This is a genomic window from Caballeronia arvi, assembly GCF_001544695.2.
Taxonomy (GTDB): Bacteria; Pseudomonadota; Gammaproteobacteria; order Burkholderiales; family Burkholderiaceae; genus Caballeronia; species Caballeronia arvi.
Window position 1 is genome coordinate 244,224 of record NZ_FCOM02000006.1, and the last position, 20,257, is coordinate 264,480.

Annotated in this window: 23 protein-coding genes; 9 read left to right on the forward strand and 14 right to left on the reverse strand. The window is 64.1% G+C overall.

What is annotated here, in order from left to right; all coding sequences use genetic code 11:
• Positions 1 to 40 precede the first annotated feature (40 nt).
• From AWB74_RS10220 to AWB74_RS10235, 4 genes are all read right to left on the reverse strand, one after another.
• Positions 41 to 1,186, reverse strand: coding sequence for a PDDEXK nuclease domain-containing protein (locus AWB74_RS10220; RefSeq protein WP_061146637.1), 1,146 nt, complete (start codon positions 1,184 to 1,186; stop codon positions 41 to 43).
• A 306-nt stretch (positions 1,187 to 1,492) separates the two neighbouring features.
• Entirely contained in the window at positions 1,493 to 1,675 is a 183-nt protein-coding gene (locus AWB74_RS10225) for a hypothetical protein (RefSeq protein WP_061124264.1), read from the reverse strand.
• A gap of 124 nt (positions 1,676 to 1,799) precedes the next feature.
• Positions 1,800 to 2,477: a glutathione S-transferase family protein gene (locus AWB74_RS10230; RefSeq protein ID WP_061146694.1), complete on the reverse strand. Its 678-nt coding sequence runs from the start codon at positions 2,475 to 2,477 to the stop codon at positions 1,800 to 1,802.
• Positions 2,478 to 2,494: 17 nt separating this feature from the next.
• Positions 2,495 to 3,292, reverse strand: coding sequence for an enoyl-CoA hydratase/isomerase family protein (locus tag AWB74_RS10235; RefSeq protein WP_061146638.1), 798 nt, complete (start codon positions 3,290 to 3,292; stop codon positions 2,495 to 2,497).
• 327 nt (positions 3,293 to 3,619) lie between these two features.
• Between AWB74_RS10235 and modA the strand changes: the two genes are divergently transcribed.
• From modA to modC, 3 genes are read left to right on the forward strand one after another with little or no spacing between them, the layout of a single operon-like run.
• A complete protein-coding gene (gene modA, locus AWB74_RS10240; protein WP_096032012.1) occupies positions 3,620 to 4,399 on the forward strand; it encodes a molybdate ABC transporter substrate-binding protein in 780 nt (259 codons plus the stop codon).
• A gap of 8 nt (positions 4,400 to 4,407) precedes the next feature.
• On the forward strand, positions 4,408 to 5,088 hold the full coding sequence (modB, locus tag AWB74_RS10245) for a molybdate ABC transporter permease subunit (protein ID WP_061146639.1): 681 nt from the start codon (positions 4,408 to 4,410) through the stop codon (positions 5,086 to 5,088).
• Positions 5,081 to 6,223, forward strand: a complete 1,143-nt coding sequence (modC, locus tag AWB74_RS10250; RefSeq protein ID WP_061146640.1) for a molybdenum ABC transporter ATP-binding protein — start codon at positions 5,081 to 5,083, stop codon at positions 6,221 to 6,223. Before modB ends, modC begins: the two co-directional genes overlap by 8 nt.
• On the opposite strand, the gene AWB74_RS10255 is transcribed toward modC, so the two are convergent.
• Entirely contained in the window at positions 6,215 to 6,799 is a 585-nt protein-coding gene (locus AWB74_RS10255; protein ID WP_061146641.1) for an NUDIX domain-containing protein, read from the reverse strand. The genes modC and AWB74_RS10255 overlap by 9 nt on opposite strands.
• A gap of 32 nt (positions 6,800 to 6,831) precedes the next feature.
• On the opposite strand from AWB74_RS10255, the gene AWB74_RS10260 reads away from it, so the two are divergent.
• From AWB74_RS10260 to AWB74_RS10270, 3 genes are all read left to right on the forward strand, one after another.
• The gene (locus AWB74_RS10260) at positions 6,832 to 7,635 is read left to right on the forward strand and encodes a DeoR/GlpR family DNA-binding transcription regulator (RefSeq protein ID WP_061146642.1); all 804 of its coding nucleotides are present in this window, start codon (positions 6,832 to 6,834) and stop codon (positions 7,633 to 7,635) included.
• Positions 7,636 to 7,807: 172 nt separating this feature from the next.
• Positions 7,808 to 8,158 (forward strand): hypothetical protein, encoded by a 351-nt coding sequence (locus AWB74_RS10265; protein WP_061146696.1) that lies wholly within the window; start codon positions 7,808 to 7,810, stop codon positions 8,156 to 8,158.
• 49 nt (positions 8,159 to 8,207) lie between these two features.
• Complete coding sequence (locus AWB74_RS10270) at positions 8,208 to 8,738, forward strand: YMGG-like glycine zipper-containing protein (protein ID WP_061146643.1); 531 nt, start codon at positions 8,208 to 8,210, stop codon at positions 8,736 to 8,738.
• A gap of 2 nt (positions 8,739 to 8,740) precedes the next feature.
• On the opposite strand, the gene AWB74_RS10275 is transcribed toward AWB74_RS10270, so the two are convergent.
• From AWB74_RS10275 to AWB74_RS10305, 7 genes are all read right to left on the reverse strand, one after another.
• Positions 8,741 to 9,547, reverse strand: a complete 807-nt coding sequence (locus AWB74_RS10275) for a hypothetical protein (RefSeq protein WP_235024532.1) — start codon at positions 9,545 to 9,547, stop codon at positions 8,741 to 8,743.
• A gap of 18 nt (positions 9,548 to 9,565) precedes the next feature.
• Positions 9,566 to 10,309, reverse strand: coding sequence for a lipoyl protein ligase domain-containing protein (locus AWB74_RS10280; protein ID WP_061146697.1), 744 nt, complete (start codon positions 10,307 to 10,309; stop codon positions 9,566 to 9,568).
• A gap of 107 nt (positions 10,310 to 10,416) precedes the next feature.
• Complete coding sequence (locus AWB74_RS10285) at positions 10,417 to 11,541, reverse strand: acetoin dehydrogenase dihydrolipoyllysine-residue acetyltransferase subunit (protein WP_061146645.1); 1,125 nt, start codon at positions 11,539 to 11,541, stop codon at positions 10,417 to 10,419.
• Positions 11,541 to 12,557, reverse strand: coding sequence for an alpha-ketoacid dehydrogenase subunit beta (locus tag AWB74_RS10290; RefSeq protein WP_061146646.1), 1,017 nt, complete (start codon positions 12,555 to 12,557; stop codon positions 11,541 to 11,543). Before AWB74_RS10290 ends, AWB74_RS10285 begins: the two co-directional genes overlap by 1 nt.
• Positions 12,558 to 12,575: 18 nt before the next feature.
• The gene (locus tag AWB74_RS10295) at positions 12,576 to 13,571 is read right to left on the reverse strand and encodes a thiamine pyrophosphate-dependent dehydrogenase E1 component subunit alpha (RefSeq protein WP_061146647.1); all 996 of its coding nucleotides are present in this window, start codon (positions 13,569 to 13,571) and stop codon (positions 12,576 to 12,578) included.
• A gap of 24 nt (positions 13,572 to 13,595) precedes the next feature.
• Positions 13,596 to 14,642, reverse strand: coding sequence for an ATP-NAD kinase family protein (locus tag AWB74_RS10300; RefSeq protein ID WP_061146648.1), 1,047 nt, complete (start codon positions 14,640 to 14,642; stop codon positions 13,596 to 13,598).
• A gap of 169 nt (positions 14,643 to 14,811) precedes the next feature.
• The gene (locus tag AWB74_RS10305; protein ID WP_061146649.1) at positions 14,812 to 16,794 is read right to left on the reverse strand and encodes a sigma-54-dependent Fis family transcriptional regulator; all 1,983 of its coding nucleotides are present in this window, start codon (positions 16,792 to 16,794) and stop codon (positions 14,812 to 14,814) included.
• Positions 16,795 to 16,948: 154 nt separating this feature from the next.
• Between AWB74_RS10305 and AWB74_RS10310 the strand changes: the two genes are divergently transcribed.
• Positions 16,949 to 17,179: a hypothetical protein gene (locus AWB74_RS10310; RefSeq protein WP_061146698.1), complete on the forward strand. Its 231-nt coding sequence runs from the start codon at positions 16,949 to 16,951 to the stop codon at positions 17,177 to 17,179.
• Positions 17,180 to 17,185: 6 nt separating this feature from the next.
• Here AWB74_RS10310 and AWB74_RS10315 read toward each other — a convergent pair whose 3' ends face one another.
• Positions 17,186 to 17,953 (reverse strand): SDR family oxidoreductase, encoded by a 768-nt coding sequence (locus AWB74_RS10315; RefSeq protein ID WP_061146699.1) that lies wholly within the window; start codon positions 17,951 to 17,953, stop codon positions 17,186 to 17,188.
• A gap of 71 nt (positions 17,954 to 18,024) precedes the next feature.
• Complete coding sequence (locus AWB74_RS10320) at positions 18,025 to 18,528, reverse strand: hypothetical protein (RefSeq protein WP_061146650.1); 504 nt, start codon at positions 18,526 to 18,528, stop codon at positions 18,025 to 18,027.
• A gap of 379 nt (positions 18,529 to 18,907) precedes the next feature.
• On the opposite strand from AWB74_RS10320, the gene AWB74_RS10325 reads away from it, so the two are divergent.
• Together AWB74_RS10325 and AWB74_RS10330 are read left to right on the forward strand one after the other, a co-directional pair.
• A complete protein-coding gene (locus AWB74_RS10325) occupies positions 18,908 to 19,612 on the forward strand; it encodes a glutathione S-transferase N-terminal domain-containing protein (RefSeq protein ID WP_061146651.1) in 705 nt (234 codons plus the stop codon).
• A 281-nt stretch (positions 19,613 to 19,893) separates the two neighbouring features.
• Entirely contained in the window at positions 19,894 to 20,256 is a 363-nt protein-coding gene (locus tag AWB74_RS10330) for a hypothetical protein (RefSeq protein ID WP_061146652.1), read from the forward strand.
• Position 20,257 lies beyond the last annotated feature (1 nt).

Sequence of the window (20,257 nt, forward strand, 5' to 3'; positions counted from 1 at the left end):
TTTTCGCCCGCGTTTTCCCGTTCGCGGCGCCCCTCGGGCACTAGACGGCGTTACCGCGCCGCGCGTCGAGTGCCTTTCGCGAGCGCTCCAGCTCTTCGGCGATCAGCCGTTCATCGGGCAGGACCGTCTGATATTCGGCCGCCAGGATCTTGTTCGGCAGGTTGTCGAGCGCGTAGCGCGCCTCGGCGCTGCCCTTTCCCGCACAGAGAATCAGTCCGACCGGCGGGTTTTCGCCCGGCTTCATCCAGTGCTCGCGCGCGTAATTCAGATAGAGATGCATCTGACCGGCGTCCGCGTAGCTGAATCGCCCGACCTTCAGATCGACGACGACGAGGCACTTCAGACGCCGATGGAAGAACAGCAGATCGACGCGAAACCACGTGTCGTCGATGCGCAGCCGTCGCTGTCGTCCGATGAACGCGAAATCGTCGCCGAGTTCGAGCAGGAAATCCGCGAGCCGCTGGATCAGCGCGTTCTCCAGATCCGACTCGGAATATTCGTCCTTGATGTCGAGAAATTCGAGGACGAAGGGGTCTTTGATCGCTTCCTCGGGCGTGATCGCGTCGCCGGGAGCGTGCTCGGCGGCTTTTTGCAGTAGCGCCGCCTTGTTGCGCGACAACGCGAGCCGCTCGTAGAGCTGGCTGTTCACCTGCCGGTCGAGCTGGCGCACCGACCAGCCTTCGCGCAGCGTTTCGCTTTCGTAGAAAGCGCGCGCCGCGTCATTCTTGACGGAAAGCAGGCGCACATAGGCCGACCACGGCAGCGTGAAACGCGTGGCGAGCGCCGCGAGGCGCGCGTCGGCGGGAACGGAAAGCGAGGATTCTCCAGACGCCGTCTGGAGCATTTGCGAAACCGCCGACGATTCTCCAGACACTGTCTGGAAAATCCGCTCCGGCGGCCATTGCTGGTAGAACGCGCGCATGTTGGCGAGATTCGCACGGCCGAATCCTCTGCCGAAACGCTGCGTCAGATCGGCGGCCAGTCGCGCGATAAGCGCCTCGCCATATGCCGCCCGATCCGCCCCGCCCTGCTCCGAATCGACGATCCGCCGCCCGATTTCCCAGTACGACGCCGTCATGATCGCGTTGACGCTGCGTGCCGCAGCGCTTCGCGCACGCTCGAGCACCTCGACGATGCCCGAGCGGAATTCGTCATAGTCGTGGGTGGCTATCGCGTGCTTCGTCATCCGTCGATCGTCTCCGTGCGGTGCGGGCCGCAGGCCGCGTCAGCGCTCGAATATAGCGGAATTCGCTTCCCGTCGAGGCGTGGCATCCGCACGGAATGTCGATCTTGTGATTTGTGTTGGTCTCCCGACGCGCCCCTCGCGACTGGCTAGGGGTTTCGTTCCCAGGCTCTCCGGCCTCGATGTTCGATGTTTTCCACAGAAAACGTGCACAAGCCTGTGGATATCGTCCCGGCTATTGCCGCAACGTATTGATTCGACACTGCTTACATCCGACGCCCAGCGATGCGCCCCGTGCGCGCCGCCGATTCAGTCGCCTTTCGGCAGGCAGGACGCGAGCATCGCGTCGACGCGATTCATTTCGATGCTGAAAAGCGACTGCGGCGCGGTGGCGTTCAGCTCGTCGGCGGCGGAGCTCGGCAACGCCATCGCGATGGTGGCCGTCGCGAACAGCGCGACGATCATCGACAGGAACCAGGAAAAGACGACCATCGCCAACCTCGTCAAGTAGATCTCTCGGAATCGGCGCGCATGAACGTCAGCGCGTGATGTGAAGAGTAGAACTGTGCGGCGCCGCGCACAGCCCTACTGACGGGGGGACTTGAAGGAGGGAGTATTACGGACGCAGCTTCGGTGCGGGCACGGTCGACACATCCTGGGCGAGCGCCGCCGCTTCCTGCGCGCGCATCGCACGGATAAAGCCGTCGCGCTCGCGCAAGCGGCTCCAGTAATCCGCGATCGATGGCGCAAAGCGCTCGCTCAGCCCGATGAGCTCCGCGAGCATCAACGCATAGCCGACGGAAATATCCGCCGCCGTGAAGCGCCCCGCGCATAGATACGGCTGCGCGTCCAGCAGCGGCGCGAGCGTGCGCAGGCGCGCGTGGAACCATCGCGCGTAATCCTCGACGATCTGCGGCTGCCGGCGCTCCGGCGGCTCTAGATGCGTGTAGCGCAGCACGAGTGTTTGCGGGAACGTGAGCGTCGCTTCGCCGAAATGCAGGAAGTTGAGATAGCTGCCGAAATCGGGCTCTTGCGGGGCGACGTCGAGCACGCCTGGCGAATAGCGCGCCGCCAGATACTGGCAGATCGCCGCCGATTCGGTAATGAAGAGTGCGCCGTTCGCATCGTCGGTCAGGGCCGGAATCGTGCCGAGCGGATTCACTTCCCTGAACGCGTGAGCGAGCACGCGCGGCGGAAACGGCAGCATCTTGAGTTCATACGGCACGCCGATCTCTTCCAGCGCCCACAGCGGCCGAAACGAACGCGCGCTCACACAGTGATGCAGCGTAATCACGTCGACTCCTGCGCGCGTCAAACGAGCCAGGACGGCTTGCGCTTCTCGAGGAAACTGCGCACGCCATCGCGCCCTTCGTCGGATGCGCGGATGCGCGCAATGCGCTCGGCCGTCTCCGCGATTAATGCTTCGTCGATGTCCTTGCCTGCGAAATCCGCGACGAGTTGCTTGCACTCGCGCACGCCGTTCGGACTGTTCGCGACGACGCTGGCGGCAATCGCGTCGACGCGCGCATCGAGCTGATCGGCAGCGACGGCTTCATGCACGAAGTTCAGACGCAGCGCTTCGGCGGCGTCGAAACGCTCGGCCGTGACGAAATAGCGATGCGCCGCGCGCGCGCCCATCGCGCGGATCACGTAGGGCGCGATCGTCGCGGGCATGAGACCGAGTTTGGCTTCGGACAGGCAGAAGTGCGCGGTGTCCGCCGCGACCGCGATGTCGCACACGGCGACCAGGCCCATGCCGCCCGCGTAGGCATCGCCTTGCACGCGCGCGATCACGGGCTTTTTGCACGCGTAGATGGTGTTGAGCATCGTGGCGAGGCCGAGCGCATCGGCGCGGTTCTCCGCTTCCGAATAACCCGCCATGCGCTTCATCCAGTTAAGATCCGCGCCCGCGCAGAACGCCGAACCATTCGCGGCAAGGACGATGACGCGCACGTTGGTGTCGTCATCGAGCGCGCGGAAGGCGGCGGTGAGCTCGACGATGGTCGCATCGTCGAAGGCGTTGCGCACGTCGGGCCGATCGAGCGTCACGCGCGCGACGTGTCCTTCGATGCCGAGCTTCAGGCGTTGCAGATTCGCTGCGTCGGTCATGTTTCCGTCTCCCTGATATCCGCGAATTGAGCGTTGCTCAACTTATATCGACTGGCAATTTGCACCTGTCGATCAGTTTCTTCGAAAAAGCCGCAAGCGGTCAACTCGTTTTTTGAGTGTGACTCACAAACATGCCGCGAGACAATCGTCCGACGAGACCCGCACCAACATGCCCTGAGACGCGCATGCGCAACCGCAATATAGTCGTATATATTACGGTGCTCGCCGAACTGCGCGACCACCGCGCGACCACACGCTCGCGGCCTCCAACGTGCCGCCCGAAGTCGATCCATAACCAGAATGTCAACTCGATTCAAGGAGCTTTACGTGAAGACTCGTATTTTGCGCGCTTTGCTTTCCGTGTTCGTTCCGCTTGCCGCAGGCATCACTGCAAGCCTCGCCGCTTCGTCGGCGCTTGCGGGTGAAGTGCAGGTCGCGGTTGCGGCCAACTTCACGGCGCCCGTGCAGGCAATCGCTGCCGATTTCGAGAAGGACACGGGCAACAAGGTCGTCGCATCCTTCGGCGCCACGGGTCAGTTCTACGCGCAGATCAAGAACGGCGCACCGTTCGAAATCTTCCTCGCCGCCGACGACAGCACGCCCGCCAAGCTCGAAACCGAAGGTGCGACCGTGCCCGGCAGCCGCTTCACCTACGCGACGGGCGCGCTCGCGCTGTGGTCGGCAAAAGACGGCTACGTCGACGATAAAGGCGAGGTGCTGAAGAAGAACGCGTTCAATCACATCGCGATCGCGAATCCGAAGGCCGCGCCCTACGGACTCGCGGGATATCAGACGCTCGACAAACTCGGCCTGACCGCCGAACTCAAGCCGAAGGTCGTCGAAGGCCAGAACATTTCGCAGACGCAGCAGTTCGTCGCGACGGGCAACGCGGAACTCGGCTTCGTCGCGCTGTCGCAGATTTACAAGAATGGCAAGATCACGAGCGGATCGGCGTGGATCGTGCCCGCCGACCTGCACGAGCCGATCAAGCAGGACGCCGTCATCCTGAGCAAGGGCAAGGACAATCCGGTGGCGAAGCAGTTCATCGAATACCTGAAAGGCCCGAAAGCTGCTGCAGTCATCAAGTCCTACGGTTATCAGCTTTAATCACTACGATGCCGCTCGATAGCGCCGATCTCCAGGCCATCACGCTGACGCTCGAACTCGCGTCGCTGACGACGGCGCTCTTGCTCGTCGTCGGCACGCCGATCGCGTGGTGGCTCACGCATACGCGCTCTAAGGCGAAGGGCATCGTCGGCGCCGTGGTGGCGCTGCCGCTCGTGCTGCCGCCGACGGTCATCGGCTTCTATCTGCTCGTGCTGATGGGGCCGAACGGCTCTGTCGGCAAGATCACGCAGGCGCTCGGCATCGGTCTGCTGCCGTTCACGTTCGCGGGGCTCGTCGTCGGCTCGGTGATTTATTCGCTGCCGTTCGTCGTCCAGCCGTTGCAGAACGCGTTCGAAGCGATCGGCCGGCGCCCGCTCGAGGCCGCCGCGACACTGCGCGCGGGACCGTGGGACACGTTCTTCACGATCGCGCTGCCGCTCGCGCGGCCGGGCATCGTCACCGCGACCATTCTCGGCTTCGCGCATACCGTCGGCGAATTCGGCGTCGTGCTGATGATCGGCGGCAATATTCCGGGACGCACGCGCGTCGTGTCCGTGCAGATTTTCGATCACGTCGAAGCGCTCGAATACGCTCAGGCGCACTGGCTCGCGGGCGGCATGGTGGTATTCTCGTTCATCGTTCTTCTGCTGCTCTATTCCAGCCGGCGCTCCGTTGCGGCTCATGTCTGAACTCACTTCATCCCTGACGCTCGACCGCGCGCGTAGCACTTCCACCGAGGCCATCGAAGCGCGCTTTCTCGTCGAGCACGGCGGTTTCACGCTCGATCTCGATCTCACGCTACCGGGGCGCGGCGTCACTGCGATCTTCGGCCATTCCGGCTCCGGCAAGACCACGCTGCTGCGCTGTCTCGCAGGACTCGCGCGGCCGCGCGTCGGACGCCTCGTCGTCAACGGCGAAATCTGGCTCGATACCGAACGCAACATTTTCCTGCCGACGCACAAGCGCCCGCTCGGCTATGTCTTTCAGGAAGCGAGCCTCTTTCCGCACCTGAGCGTGAAGAAGAATTTGCGCTTCGGGCTCGAACGCGTGCGGGCGGCGGAGCGGCGCGTGGATCTGGCGCAGGCGGCGGAACTACTTGGCATTGGGCATTTGCTGGAGCGCGCGCCCGCCGGTTTGTCGGGCGGCGAGCGGCAGCGTGTGGGCATCGCGCGGGCGCTGTTGACGAGCCCGCGTCTGCTGTTGCTCGACGAGCCGCTCGCATCGCTCGATCAGAAGCGCAAGCTCGAAATCCTGCCGTATCTCGAACGCCTGCACGACGAGCTCGATATCCCGGTGCTCTACGTGAGCCACGCGCCGGAAGAAGTCGCGCGCCTCGCGGATCATCTCGTGCTGCTCGAAGGCGGCCGCGCACTCGCGAGCGGCCCGATCGCCGATACGCTCGCGCGCCTCGACTTGCCGCTCGCGCTCGCCGACGACGCATCGGTCGTGCTGGAAGGCATCGTCGATGGATACGACAGCCGTTACGGCCTGCTCACGCTCGCGTTGCCGGGCTCGAGCGCGAAGCTGACGGTCGTGCATGCGTCGTCCCCCGCGGGCCGTGCGATGCGCGTGACGGTAAAGGCGCGCGACGTGAGTCTCATCACTGGCGCGCACGAGCAGGACCGCAGCAGCGTGCTGAACGTGCTGCCCGCGACGGTCATCGGCATTGCCGACGACGCCAATCCGTCGCAGGCCGTGGTGCGGCTCGATGTCGACGGCTCGCCGCTGCTCGCCCGCGTGACGCGCTATTCGCTCGACCGGCTCGGGATCGTCGAAGGCATGCGCGTGTGGGCGCAGGTGAAGGCGGTGTCGCTACTAGCTTGAACGCGCCTTGAGCGCGGCGTATTGCAACAGCATGATCGTCTTGCCGTCCATGATCTCGCCGCGCTCGATCATCTCCAGCGCCGTTTGCAGCGGCACTTCGATCGTCTCGATTTCCTCGCCCTCTTCCAGCACGCCGCCGCCGTCCGACACGCGCATGGAGCTGTCGTAGTCGCCAAGATAGAAGTAGAGCTTCTCCGTCACCGATCCGGGGCTCATGAATGCCTCGAAGATCTTTTCGACGTGATGCACGCGATAACCTGTTTCCTCTTCCACTTCGGCGCGGATGCGTTCTTCCGGCGATGCGTCGTCGAGCAGGCCGCCGGGCGTCTCGACGAGCATGCCGTGATGCCCGTTGACGAACGCGGGCATGCGGAACTGGCGCGTCAGCAGGACGTTGCCGGTCTTGCGGTCGTGCAGCAGGATGGTCGCACCGTTGCCGCGGTCGTACGTCTCGCGGCTCTGACGCTGCCAGGTTCCGTCGCGGCGCAGGAAATCGAAGGTGACTTTTCTGAGGACGTACCAGTCGTCCGACAGCACTTCGGTTTTGAGGATGCGCACGCGCTCTTTCGTTTCCATCGGATTCCCCTGTTCGACAATCGATCGCACTCATGGTAGCGTGCAGTTTCGTGCAACATCAAGCATATTCGTGCAAAACAATGTTGACCAGCCAACGCAAGAAAGCCATCCTCGACACGCTCAAGCGGGACGGGCAAGTGCTCGCCAGCGATCTTTCCGCGCAATTCGGCGTCTCCGAAGACACCGTAAGGCGCGATCTGCGCGAACTCGCCGCCGATGGGCTCCTGCAGCGCGTACATGGCGGCGCGCTGCCGGCATCGCCCGCGGTCGCGCCGTTCGCGCGGCGCGAGGAAATGGAGTCGGATGCGAAGCGGCGCATCGCGCGGAAAGCGGCGCAGATGATCGCGCCGGGGCAGGTCGTCATCGTCGATGGCGGCACGACGTCCGCGCTGCTCGTGCGGCATCTGCCGGAGACGCTTTCCGCGACCATCGTCACGCATAGTCCGAGCGTCGCGGTGGCGCTGGCGCAGCATGCGTCGGTGGAAGTCGTGCTGATCGGCGGCAAGCTCTACAAGCACTCGATCGTCACCGTGGGCGCGGCGGCCGTCGAAGCCATGTCGCATATTCACGCCGATATCTATTTCATGGGCGTCACCGGCGTGCATCCGGGCGCCGGGCTCACCACCGGCGATTTCGAGGAAGCGCATGTCAAGCGGGCGCTCGCGGCGCGCGCGGCGGAAACGGTCGTGCTCGCGTCGGCGACGAAGCTCAATGCGGCGTCAGCGTTCCGGATCGGCGGGATCGAACTGGCGCAGACGATCATCGTCGAAGAAGCGACTGACGCGAAGCTCATCGAGCCGATCGAACGCGCCGGTATCACCGTGCTGCGCGCGTGAAATTGCGGCAATTTATTACCGGGTAACGCGCCGAAAAATACGCGCGAGCCCGCGTAATTGAATTTCTCCGGCAAGTGGCATAGCGTTCAAAGATGTGCCGCGAGCGGTCAACTGCGAAGTCCGCATTTCCGTTATTGACCTCGACTCAGCGAACATTTTTCTGGAGAACGTCGTGAATCGCCTGAAGGCTTTTATCGCGCTGTCGCTCGTGGCGAGCGCGGGCTTCGCCGCCAATGCGCATGCGTGGGCGCGCGTCGGTGTATGGGTCGGCGGACCCGTGTATTACCCGTATCCGGTCGCACCCGCGCCGTACTACTACTATCCGCCGCCGCCCGTCGTGGTCGCGCCCCAGGCGCCGGTGCAATACGTCGAGCAAGGTCAGCCCGCCGCCGATCCGGGCGCGCCCATGCAGCAGCCCGGCATGTGGTACTACTGCGACTCCGCCAAGGCCTACTACCCCTATGTGAAGGCATGCGCCGGCGCGTGGCGTCCGGTTCCGGCGACACCGCCGCCATCGAACTGATGCTTTCCGGCATTCCGAACATCGACCACGAAGCTATTCGCAAGATTCCATGAACACCTCAAGGCTTGCCCTGCTGCTTGCGGCAATCGGCGCAACCGGCCTTTCGGCCTGCACCGTGATGCCCACTGGCCCCAGCGTGATGGCGCTGCCCGGCAGCACCAAAACGTTCGACCAGTTCCGCGCCGACGACAATTCCTGCCGTCAGTTCGCCCTCCAGCAAGTCGGCGGCGTCGACGCGAATCAGGCGGCGACCAACAGCGCCGTCGGCAGTGCGGTCGTCGGAACGGCGATCGGGGCTGCCGCGGGCGCGGCGTTCGGCGGCGGGCCGGGCGCGGCCGTCGGTGCGGGCGCGGGCTTGCTGACCGGAAGCGCGATCGGCGTCGGAACATCGCAGGCATCGGGTTACAACGTGCAGCAGCGCTACGACTACGCGTATCTGCAATGCATGTACGCCGCGGGCGACAAAGTGCCGGTGCGCAGCAGCGTCCGGAGCGTCCAGCCCACCGGCTCGTCCTACACCACGCCGCCGCCTCCACCGCCGCCTCCGGGCTGGCAGCCGCCGCCTCCGCCCAATAGTTGACCCTAGCGCCGCACGAGCGGCGCGTCGCGCACGAACGACGGTGCGACGAGCAAGCCCGTCACCCAGCCGATATAAAACCGCAAGTCGCTCCAGAATTCCGAGCGCTCGTAGACGCGAAACGACTGCACGTGCGCGAGCCACAGCACGAGTTGCAGCGCGCCCGTCAGCACGAGCCACGCGAGCGCGATCACGCCGGTCGCGCGTGCGCAGCGGCGGAATGTCGACGCATCCCACTGTTCCCGCACGATCACGCATCCCGCGATCAGCACGCAGATCGACGGGATCGCGCTCGTCACGAGCACGTGCACCGGCCAGCCAAAGACGACGCCCGCCAGCAAGCCGGCGATCACGGCGAGCGCCGCGACGGGCCACGCGATCCAGGCCGGCCCGCGCGCGGCGATCCACGCAATCGTGATGAAAAATGGCGTGATCGCCCATTGCAGCGCCGTCGCGACGGCTTTCACCAGATTTTCGCTCGCCTGCTCGTTGGAATGGCTCGCCGCGACATACACGGTGATCGCCTCGTGCACACAGACCGCGACGACCGCGAAGCTCAACGCCTCGCACGCTGCGAAGGCGGGCGATTTCTGGGCGTGCTCGGGCGCGTCGCCGAGACCGCGCAGGCGTTCCAGAACCGGTTCGACGAAAAACGCCAGAATCGCGCCGATAAAAAGCGCGGCGGCGGCGTCCGTCAGCGAAAAATGGCCGAAAAGTGAAAACAGGCCTTGCCACAAGAACTCGGGCGCGGCCGCGCAGACGGCGACCCACATCGCGAAGAAGAACCCGTTCGAAGCACTTCTGAGCGGCATGGCCACCTCGATGCGTTTTTATTGCTCAGGCAGCGACGCTTCCTTCACGCGTTCGATCAGCGCCGCGCGCACGCGATCGCGCACGTCGGCGGGCATCGAAAAACATTCGTAGGCGAGCGCCTGTGCGACGGTCACGACGCGCATTTCCTCATAGCGCCGGCCGCTCTCGATCATCGCTTCGAACGCGTTGGCGCGCTCGTTGATTTCGATGGGATCGGCGTCGACGAGCAGCACGGCGTGCGCGAGCACCGCGTAGAGCGGCGCGTCGCGGTCGCCGTGAGGCACCCGCCGCCAGTATTGCGCCGTGCCCGCGATCTTGCGCGCATCGTCGCCGGGGCCCCACGCGAGATTGAAACGGCCATCACAGAACGAACCTTCGACAGCCTGCCAGTGCGTCAGCACGCCGAGCGAGTTGAGGGCGTCCGCGAGAATCCTGCACAGATGCACGTAGATGGATTCCGACAGCGTGCCCATCGGCGCGCGCACCGGATACGCGAGGCTCAGATTCAGAATGCCCGGCCCTTGCGGCACGAGGCCGCCGCCCGACAGACGCAGCCACACCGGACAGCCGCGCCGCGCGAAAGCCTCGCGTGCATCGGCGAGCGCCGCGTAACGCTGATAGCTGCGCGGCACGACCAGCGACAAGGGCGCTTCCCAGATATGCGCGACGGCGTCGCCAGCGGCGGCGCGTGCGAGCAGCGTTTCCTCCGCCTGCATCGGATCGGCGGGAAGGGCAGCGGGATCGATCAGGTCGAAAGGCATGGAATCGAAAGGAAAGACGCGCCGACGCCGGCGCGATCCCGACATGTTAGTCAAGAAAGCGCCGGCGCGCCGCGTCGGTGTCCCGCACCGGCGGGCACGTCAGGTGGTCAGGCGCTCTTTCCCACGTGCTCCTTCAACAGCGCGTTCACCTCGTTCGCCTTCTCCATCTGGCTCATGTGTCCGGCATCGTCGAACACGCGCACGGTCGCGCCTTCCGGCGCATGCTTCGCGTGCGCGGCGGGAATGATCTGGTCCTTCCCGCCCCAGATCACAAGCACCGGCTTGCCCGTCGCGGCGAGTCTGCCGCCTGGATGCGCGCTTTGCTTTCCGCCCGCGAACAATCCGCCGTTGAGCGAGGTCAGCGCGTCGCTCACGCCGTCGAGCCGCTTGTACTTCAGCAGATCGTCGAGCATCTGGCGGCTCACGAGTTCGGGATTCGCGAACAGCAGTTCGACCACCGGCTTCAGCTCGCGGCGCGACTCCGCCGTGACGAAGCCTTCGGTGTACGCGTTGTTCACTTCATCGCCGAAACCGGCGGGCGATATGAGCGCCAGCGACTGCACGCGCTCCGGCTGATCGACGGCCATCTGCGCCGCGATGCCGCCGCCCATCGAATGGCCGACGAGATGCGCTTTTTGCAGGCCGACCGCATCCATGAATTTCGCGACGAACGAAGCCAACGCTTCAAGCGAAGTCCCAGGCACTTTCGGCGTCGATTGCCCGTGGCCCGGCAGATCGAGCGCGAACACGCGATGCTTTTCGGCAAGTGGATCGAGATTGAAGAGCCAGTTGTCGAGATCGCCGCCGAAGCCGTGAAGGAACAGCACCGCGGGGCGGCTGGCATCGTCGCCGCCGCGCGATGCGTAGCGCACGCGCAAGCCATCGACATCGACGAAGTGATACGCCGCCGCTTCCTCGCCTTCGTCTTCATCTTCCGCGGGCGTCACGTACGACGACACATACGCGTCGATATCCGCGTCGCTCACGTCGGCAGGCGCGAGCACGCCGAGCAGCGCTTTCACCGGCAGCACATCGCCTGCCGCCGCCACACGGCGCCGCAACAATCCCGCGTCGGGCGCTTCGACCGCGTTGGCGATCTTGTCGGTTTCGACATCGAGAATCGGCATGCCGACGGTAATCTCCGTTCCCTCCTTCACGAGCCATTCGTTGACCGTGCCTTCCTTCATCGACAAGCCCCACTTGGGCATCACGATCGGTGTGATTGCGGCCATCAGTGCTTTCCTCCCTTCATGGTTTTTCGTGCGGCGTCGGCGATGTGCGCGGCGCTCGGAATGTACAAGTCTTCGAGCGTCGGCGAGAACGGCACCGGCGTATGCGGCGCGCACACCATCTCGATGCCCGCCTTCAACGCGCCGAACGCGTGCATCGCGACCTGCGCGGAAATATCGGTGGCGATGTTGCAGCGCGGATTCGCTTCATCGACGACGACGAGCCGTCCCGTGTTCTCGACCGTCTCAAGCACCGTATCGAGATCGAGCGGCGACAGCGTACGCAGATCGACCACTTCCGCTTCGATGCCTTCTTTCGCGAGCATCGATGCCGCTTCGAGCGCGCGATGCACCATCAGGCCATACGTGACGATGGACACGTCCTTGCCGTCGCGCACGATGTTCGCCTCGCCGAACGGAATCGCGTACGAGTTTTCGGGCACTTCGCCTTCGAAGCCGTAGAGGTTTTTGTGCTCGCAGAAGATGACGGGGTCGTTGTCGCGGATCGCCTGAATCAGCAATCCCTTCGTGTCGTAAGGCGTACTCGGGCACACGACTTTCAGACCAGGAATGTGCGTGAAGAGCGATGTCAGCATCTGGCTGTGCTGAGCCGCCGCGCGAAAGCCCGCGCCGACCATCGCGCGAATCACGACGGGCGTTTCCGCCTTGCCGCCGAACATGTAGCGGAATTTCGCCGCCTGATTGAAGATCTGGTCGAAGCACACGCCCATGAAGTCGATGAACATCAGCTCCGCGACGGGCCGCATGCCGCACGCCGCAGCGCCGATCGCAGCGCCTACATACGCGCTTTCCGACAATGGCGTGTCCAAAAGACGATCGCCGTGCTTCGCATACAGACCTTTCGTCACGCCGAGCACGCCGCCCCACGCGTCTTTCTCGCCGTCCGCGCCTGCGCCGCCGACGATATCCTCACCCAGCACGATCACGCTCGGATCGCGCTGCATTTCCTGATCGAGCGCTTCGTTGATCGCCATCTTCATGCTTAGTTTGCGGGCCATGATTGTCGTCTCCAGAATTTAGTATTTGACGTAGACATCGGTGAGCAGATCGGCGGCGCTCGGCAACGGGGCGTCCTTCGCTTCCTGCACCGCGCGGTCGATCAGCGCGGCGACCTCCTTGTCGATGGCGTCGAGTTCCGCGGGCGCGATCACGTCGGCCTGCGTCACGGCGTTCGCGAACTTCTTGAGGCAATCCTTGTTCGAGCGGATATCGTCGAGCTCGCCCGGCGCGCGATAGGTCTGCGCGTCGCCTTCGAAATGGCCGTAGAAGCGGATCATCTTGCATTCGAGCAGCGCCGGGCCGCCGCCTTCGCGCGCGCGCCGGATGACTTCGCCCGCCGCTTCGTACACCGCGAAGAAATCGGTGCCGTCGACGGTCACGCCCGGAATGCCGAAGCCCGCCGCGCGATCCACGTAGCTGTCGACGGCGGTGCCGTAATCGCGTCCCGTCGATTCCGCGTAGCCGTTGTTCTCGATCACGAAGATCACCGGCAGATTCCACACGGCGGCGAGATTCAGGCTTTCGAGAAACGTGCCCTGATTCGACGCGCCATCGCCCGCGAACGTGATGCCGACTTCGCCCTTGCCGCGGAACTTCGCCGCGAGCGCAGCGCCGCAGATCAACGGCGCGCCCGCGCCGAGAATGCCGTTCGCGCCCATCATGCCTTTCGAAAGATCGGCGATATGCATCGAGCCGCCCTTGCCGTTGCACGAGCCGCCTTTCTTGCCGTAGATCTCCTTCATCATCTCGACCGGATCGACGCCCTTCGCTATGCAGTGCCCATGTCCGCGATGCGTGCTCGCGATGCGGTCGCCGTCGTTCAGATGGCTCATGATGCCGACGCCCGCCGCTTCCTCGCCCGCGTAGAGATGCACGAAGCCGGGAATGTCGCCGCGTCCGAAATCGACGTGCAGGCGTTCCTCGAAATCGCGGATCGTCCGCATCTTGCGATAGACGGTCAGCAGTTCGTCCTTGGAGAGCGGCAAGCCGCCCGCATGTTGCGTAGCTGTCATCTCTGTCTCCTTCGTTGAGGTGGTCTAGCGGGGATTGCTCTTGAGCTGACGCATCAGCCCGGACGACGCCGCGTAGCGCATGCAGGCGGCGACATCGATGCTGCGAAAGGCGTTTTCATGCAACGTGACGGTCACTTCGTCGTCGGGGCCGAAGGCGAGCTCGCGTTCGCCGTCGAGCGCGACGATGCCCGTGCGCTGCTTCACGCGATGCGGCACGCCATCGGCGAGACGTGTCCAGTTCGCGATCGGCACCGGTTCGACAAGACCCGGCGCGATCGGCGCGTGCAGATCGAATTCGCCCTTGCCGGGCGCGGCCAGTTCAATCGCAAGGCCGCCGGCATCGTGACGTCCGAGCGGTTCGAGCAGACCGGCGATCGCAGACATGCCGATCGCCTGCGGATCGGCGTAAGAAACGTAGACGGCAGCGAGCGTATCGATCTTCCACAGCGCCCGCGCGCCGATGAAATGCTCGTGCGAGATGACGGCATCGACGAGCGCGATATCGCGGCGCACGACGCCCTTGCGATCTCGTATCTCGATGTCGAGCCGCTTGTTCGACGCAAGCGCTTCCCGCGACGGCACGCGGCCGGTCGCATAGAGTCCCGTCGCGAGTCCCGCGATCGTCGGCTCGCGCATTTCCGGATACGCGTTGTTCGTGCCGGTGGAGATGCCGGCGATCGGCAGTTGCCCGCATTCGCGCACGACCGCGCGATGCGTGCCGTCGCCGCCAAGCACGATGAGCGCATCGGCGCCGGCGTCGAGCATCATGCGCGCAGCGCGGAACGTGTCATCGACGCGCGCCGTAACGGGCATATCGAGAAACTCGACGGCGGCGAGCGCGGCGTCCGGGCCTTGCTTGCGCGCGAGATGGCGCTGAAGCATGACTTTGAGGCCTTCGCGATCCGGCATCATCAAAACGCGATCGACGCCGCACGACGCCAGCGACGAAAGCAGCCGCAACACGATATTCACGCGGTCCGCGAGCTGCAGGCTGTTCGCGTTCGCGATGACGCGCCGGATGTCGCGCGCCGAAACAGGATTGGCGATGATGCCGACCAGCGGCTGTGGCATTCCTTGTCTCCGTCGTTCTTTTGTGCGGCGGATAAAGGCAAGGCCCATGCCAATCGAAAAAGCGCGGGATTTCCCGTAGAAAACGGGGGTTTCGATGCGATGTAACGTGCGCCGCCGTGACAGGTGTCACAGCGGCAGGTGTATCGACGAGTACAGGCGTATCGCGTGTTCAGTGACCGTTCGTGTCGCGCTGATTCGGGGACTTGATGCCGTAGCGCGCCATGCGCCGATACAGCGTCATGCGGCTCACGCCGATCTGCCGCGCGACCGCGCTCAGGTTCCAGCTCGCGGCACGCAGGTATTGCATGAGCAGCATGCCTTCGGGCGGCAGGCGATGCGGATCGAAGTCTTCGATGATTCGCGGCGGCGGCAGCGTTTCCGCGACGCCGAATCCTTCAGGCAGATCATCGACGTCGATCAGGCCGTTCGCGCACACCGCGCGCGCATAACGCAGCGCGTTCGAAAGCTCGCGCAGATTGCCCGGCCAGTCATGCCGATGCAGCCGCTCGCGCGCCGCGGGCGACAGCGTGACTCTGTCGTCGCCGAGAAACCTGGCGATCAGCCAGTCGAGATCGGTCCGTTCGCGCAGCGGCGGCAGCGTGAAGCGCGCGCCGTTCAGACGGTAGTAGAGGTCTTCGCGGAAACGTCCGTCCCGCATGAGCGTGTCGAGCGAATGATGGGTCGCGGAAATCACGCGCACATCGACTGAAACAGGCCGCGATGCGCCGATCGCGAGCACTTCGCCTTCCGCGAGCACGCGCAGCAGACGCGATTGCAGCTCGCGCGGCATGTCGCCGATTTCATCGAGAAAGAGCGTGCCGCCGTCCGCTTCCTGAATCAGCCCGCGCTTGGCCCGCGCGCCCGCGCCCGAAAAGCTGTTCGGCAGATGCCCGAACAACTCGCTTTCGATGAGCGTCTCCGGAATCGCCGCGCAATTCACCGCGACGAATGGCCCCGCGCGCCGCGCGCTCGCGCGATGCAGCGCCTTCGCGAAAAACTCCTTGCCGCTGCCGGTTTCGCCGTTGACGAGCAGATTGATCGGCGAATCGACGAGCTTCGCCGCGCGCTCCAGCTGACGCGTGAGCGCAGCATCGCCGCCGGAAAGCGCGGCAAGCGGCGCGGGAATCTCGATGTCACGCTGCTTCGCCGTCGCCGAAGAAGGCGTGAAGCACGGCGCGGGCGGCATCACGCTCAGATACAGCAGCGCGCCGGACTTCGCGAGCGGCACCGCGCGCAACTCGCTCGGCCGCGAATACACGAAGCGGCCCAGTTCTTCGACGCGCGCATCGAACAGCGTGTCGAAGCGTGCGCCGATCAGCGACGCCGCCGCATCGGCCGACACCGCGCCCGGCGCGATCGGCCGGCCGATTTCCGCCGCGAGCATCGCGTGCGCGCGCCGATTGTGGCCGACGATGCGCCCGCTCGCATCGAGCGCGATCAGAAATTCGGGATTGACATCGACGAATTCCGGCGATGCGTTCAGCTTCAGAATCCAGTCCTGCCGATGTGTACGCAGGAAGTTCGCGTTCTCGATATGCCCGGCGTAGATACGCACGAGCTGCAGCGCGAGATTCTGGCTGTCGCGCGCTTGCGGCGACGTGAGCGCGGAGATATCGAGAATGGCGGACAGCGCGCCGCGCGAATCGTAGAGCGGCGCGGCGGTGCAGGTGAGCGGAATGTGGGTCGCGTCGAAATGGTCGATCTGATGCACCGTCAGCGCCTGGCCCGTCGTCAGTGCCGTGCCGACCGCGCAGGTGCCCGCGCCCGCTTCGCTCCATTGCGCGCCGAGATAGAGCCCGGCGCGGCGCAACGCGGAATCCGTATTTGCGTCGCCGATGTAATCGACGGTCACGCCGAGCGCGTCCGTCAGCAGGACGACGTAACCCATGCCCGCGACTTGCTCGTACAGCGTTTCGAGCCCGTGACGCGCGATGCGCGCGAAATCGTCGATGCGTTGCTGATGCTCGCGCAGCCGCGTCTGCGGCAGGATGCGCGCTTCCTGCATGCGCGACGGATCGAGCCCGTACTGATGCACGCAACGCCGCCACGAAGACTCGATGATGCCATCGTGCGTGCGCGGCGAACCGAGCGCGTCCGCCCGCGTGGTCGCCGCGACGACTGCCTCGATGTGCTCGCGTTGCCGCATGTCCATGCGTGCTCTCCTTGTCTTTCGCGACGCGCCCTTCTTTCACGCGCGCTGTCTTAGGCCATATGATGCGCGAATCGGACGAACGCGTCATGCGGTGGCATCGCTGCGCCGCAGCAAGAACGCGTCGCCGAATTCAATCAAGAAATGGAGACGACCGATGACGAAAATCGCTTACGAAGATTTCGAGCGACAGATCGTGCAGCATCACATCATCAAGGGCAACGTGTACGAGAACGGCGCGGCGCTCGTCGAGCGCGCGAACAGGTGGATTGCGGAGAATGGGGTCGATGTGCTGAACGTCGAAAGCCTCTCGACGTTCGGCGCCGGCGACGATACCAGCGTCAGCCATTGGTATTCGGGCATTCGCGTCTGGTATCGGACCGAATAAAAGCGCTTAGCCGCGGCCGACGAACGGCATCTTCGTCGCCATCACGGTGTGGAACAGCACGTTTGCGTCGAGCGGCAGATTCGCCATGTACAGCACTGACTGACCGACGATTTTCACGTCCATCATCGGTTCGATGGCGATCTCGCCGTTCGCCTGCGGCACGCCCTTCGACATGCGCTCGGAAAGCTCGGTGAATGCATTGCCGATATCGATCTGACCGACCGCGATGTCGTACTTGCGGCCATCGAGCGATGCCGATTTCGTCAGCCCGCCGACCGCGTGCTTCGTCGACGTGTAAGCCGCCGAGTTCGGACGCGGCGCGCTCGCGGAGATCGAGCCGTTGTTGATGATGCGCCCGCCCATCGGCGTTTGCGCCTTCATCGTGCGGAACGCCTGTTGCAGGCAATAGAACATGCCGTTGAGATTGATGTCGACGACATTGCGCCATTGCTCCGGCGTCCAGTCCTCGAACGGCCCCGGCGGGTTCGACACGCCCGCGTTGTTGAACAGCAGATCGACGCGGCCGAAGCGCTCGACCGCTGCGTTGAAGAGCTTTTCGACCGATTGCGGATCGGAGACATCGGTCGGAACGGCGAGCGAGCGATTCTGCGCGTTCGATTCACCGATGACCGCTTCGAGCGGCGCGGGACGCCGACCCGCCAGCACGACCGACCAGCCGTCGCCGAGCAGGGCCAGCGCCGCCGCACGGCCGATTCCGCTGCCCGCTCCGGTGACGATGGCGATTCGTTGAGACTGGTTGGCTGCGTCGGACATATCGGTGTTCTCCTGTTGTGTGGAGCGCGACACTCGCGCGCTCATATCGGGAGAGCATTATCGACGACAATTCAGCGGCTGCGCGATGCTTCCGTCGTGACCGGTCCCGCGGTCGTCGTGTTGTGCGCGCCGCTGCCATCGCAGAAAACGGCGGTCATCACCATCGGTATGACCTGCTTCACGACCGCCGTGCTGCCGGACTCTCGCACCTTCGCCTCCACCGTCTCCGACGCACCGAGCACCACCACGCCATATGCCGAATCGTTGATCGGCTGGCCGCTGCCGCGCTTGAACATGTCGTCGCCCTGCTCGTAGCCCAGCACGGCGAAGACGCGAAAGCCGTACGCCGTAAGCTCGCTGCCGTGCGTGGGCTTGAAAGCGTTGACGGAGTTGGCCTCGACGCGCATCGGCTGCGCATTGATGGACTTATTGGCGACGAGCGGCGCAATGAATCGGTGCGCACTGGATTTGCAGTCGAGCTGACTTTCGAGCGGGGTCGCTCCGCACAGGCTGGGCAGCAGTCCCCCGACCACGGCAGCGAATGCGGTAAGCGTTGCGAGAGGAACGGTTTTCATGGCAGCGTTAAACCAACGGTTCGTAAGACCGACAGAGATGCTCGGGCATCATCGTCGATGCAATAAGCGAGCCAGCGAACCGGCCCGCACGTCGCGCAGGCGCTGCATTATTCCCGCAAGGGCTTGGTTTCTTTGGTGTTGGTTAGCTTCTTGACCTTTGGCGCTTCGCGCAATCCTCGTACGTTTCCGGCGATTACTACAAGCTCTTTGTAGTCGAGGCAATGACAGGTTCTGCGCTTCGACACGCGGCGTCTGTACGAGATCCCGCAATCTTTTCCTTTCGATGAGTCGTGCGGATGACACCGCGCGCCGTGGTGTCTTCAGGGCACGAATCCGGTGAAATCGTTATATTCGCCGATTCGACCCTCGAGGACCTTACATGCCTGTTCTCTCTGATTTCCCGATCACCAAAAAATGGCCCGCTCAGCATCCCGAGCGGATCCAGCTCTACTCGCTGCCGACGCCCAATGGCGTGAAAGTATCGATCACGCTCGAGGAAACCGGCTTGCCGTACGAGCCGCATCTCGTTCGCTTCGATGCGAACGATCAGATGTCGGACGAATTTCTGTCGCTCAATCCGAACAACAAGATTCCCGCAATCATCGATCCGAACGGACCCAATGGCGAGCCGCTGCCGCTGTTCGAATCCGGCGCGATTCTCGTCTACCTCGCGGCGAAGAGCGGCCAGCTCATGCCCGACGATGTCGCGAAGCGCTATGAAACGCTGCAATGGCTGATGTTCCAGATGGGCGGCATCGGCCCGATGTTCGGGCAAGTCGGCTTCTTCCACAAGTTTGCCGGAAAGGAGTACGAGGACAAGCGGCCTCGCGCGCGTTACGTCGCGGAATCGAAGCGGCTGCTTGCCGTGCTCGACAAGCGCCTCGACGGCCGCGACTGGATCATGGGCGACGAGTACAGCATCGCCGATATTTCGGTGTTTCCGTGGGTGCGCAATCTCGTCGGCTTTTATGAAGCGCGGGAGCTGGTGGATTTTCACGAGTTTCCAAATGTGGAGCGCGCGCTTGGAGCGTTTCTCGCGCGGCCGGCAGTGCAGCGCGGGCTGGATATTCCGAAGCGCGGGTGATTTTCGCGTTCAACCGTCGGCAGACGCTTGATGCGTCTGCCGACGAAGATTTTCGCCCACCCGACACGAATCGCAGAACCGGTTCAGAATGAAAGACGAAGCAGCGCGCGAATTTCGCACGCCGGGTGAAATGCGTTATGCATCAATGCGTTGACGCGATGATGCTCAGGATATCCACATGCTTGTCCAAGAAATCTGTGGACAAGCGCACGTCCATTTCAGCCGGTCCGAATTCGCCCGTCGCTCGCGTTCTTCGATGCGTGTTCGACCGTGGTGACGCCATGAATGCCCTTCCCCGCTTTTTTCCCGCCCGTGAACTGTCCTTTCACCTCGCCCGGCCGCGACGGTTCCCCGCCGTCGCCGCGATCGGGCTGGTCTGCGCGGCGGTGCATGCGCAAACCCAATGCCCCGGCTATGTCGAAACAGATGCCGGGAGTGCATTCGACATTGCGTCGATCATCAAAGATACGGGTTCGCCGCAATCGGCGCTGGACAAGGTCCGCAGCGCGGTAGCGCGCGTCAATGCGGGCGGCGGATGCTCGATTTTCCGCGATCGTCTCGCCTGCGAAGAAACGCTCACGCTCGCGAACAAGGCGATCGTCGCGCTGAAGGCATGCGCATCGTCGGGCGCGAGACACGGCTAAC

Coding starts and splice junctions, on each gene's coding strand:
- AWB74_RS10220 (WP_061146637.1), bottom strand. CDS start 1,186: ATGACGAAGCACGCGATAGCCACCCACGACTATGACGAATTCCGCTCG.
- AWB74_RS10225 (WP_061124264.1), bottom strand. CDS start 1,675: ATGGTCGTCTTTTCCTGGTTCCTGTCGATGATCGTCGCGCTGTTCGCG.
- AWB74_RS10235 (WP_061146638.1), bottom strand. CDS start 3,292: ATGACCGACGCAGCGAATCTGCAACGCCTGAAGCTCGGCATCGAAGGA.
- modB (WP_061146639.1), top strand. CDS start 4,408: ATGCCGCTCGATAGCGCCGATCTCCAGGCCATCACGCTGACGCTCGAA.
- modC (WP_061146640.1), top strand. CDS start 5,081: ATGTCTGAACTCACTTCATCCCTGACGCTCGACCGCGCGCGTAGCACT.
- AWB74_RS10255 (WP_061146641.1), bottom strand. CDS start 6,799: ATGGAAACGAAAGAGCGCGTGCGCATCCTCAAAACCGAAGTGCTGTCG.
- AWB74_RS10260 (WP_061146642.1), top strand. CDS start 6,832: ATGGTAGCGTGCAGTTTCGTGCAACATCAAGCATATTCGTGCAAAACA.
- AWB74_RS10270 (WP_061146643.1), top strand. CDS start 8,208: ATGAACACCTCAAGGCTTGCCCTGCTGCTTGCGGCAATCGGCGCAACC.
- AWB74_RS10275 (WP_235024532.1), bottom strand. CDS start 9,547: ATGCCGCTCAGAAGTGCTTCGAACGGGTTCTTCTTCGCGATGTGGGTC.
- AWB74_RS10280 (WP_061146697.1), bottom strand. CDS start 10,309: ATGCCTTTCGACCTGATCGATCCCGCTGCCCTTCCCGCCGATCCGATG.
- AWB74_RS10285 (WP_061146645.1), bottom strand. CDS start 11,541: ATGGCCGCAATCACACCGATCGTGATGCCCAAGTGGGGCTTGTCGATG.
- AWB74_RS10290 (WP_061146646.1), bottom strand. CDS start 12,557: ATGGCCCGCAAACTAAGCATGAAGATGGCGATCAACGAAGCGCTCGAT.
- AWB74_RS10295 (WP_061146647.1), bottom strand. CDS start 13,571: ATGACAGCTACGCAACATGCGGGCGGCTTGCCGCTCTCCAAGGACGAA.
- AWB74_RS10300 (WP_061146648.1), bottom strand. CDS start 14,642: ATGCCACAGCCGCTGGTCGGCATCATCGCCAATCCTGTTTCGGCGCGC.
- AWB74_RS10305 (WP_061146649.1), bottom strand. CDS start 16,794: ATGGACATGCGGCAACGCGAGCACATCGAGGCAGTCGTCGCGGCGACC.
- AWB74_RS10310 (WP_061146698.1), top strand. CDS start 16,949: ATGACGAAAATCGCTTACGAAGATTTCGAGCGACAGATCGTGCAGCAT.
- AWB74_RS10315 (WP_061146699.1), bottom strand. CDS start 17,953: ATGTCCGACGCAGCCAACCAGTCTCAACGAATCGCCATCGTCACCGGA.
- AWB74_RS10320 (WP_061146650.1), bottom strand. CDS start 18,528: ATGAAAACCGTTCCTCTCGCAACGCTTACCGCATTCGCTGCCGTGGTC.
- AWB74_RS10325 (WP_061146651.1), top strand. CDS start 18,908: ATGCCTGTTCTCTCTGATTTCCCGATCACCAAAAAATGGCCCGCTCAG.
- AWB74_RS10330 (WP_061146652.1), top strand. CDS start 19,894: ATGAATGCCCTTCCCCGCTTTTTTCCCGCCCGTGAACTGTCCTTTCAC.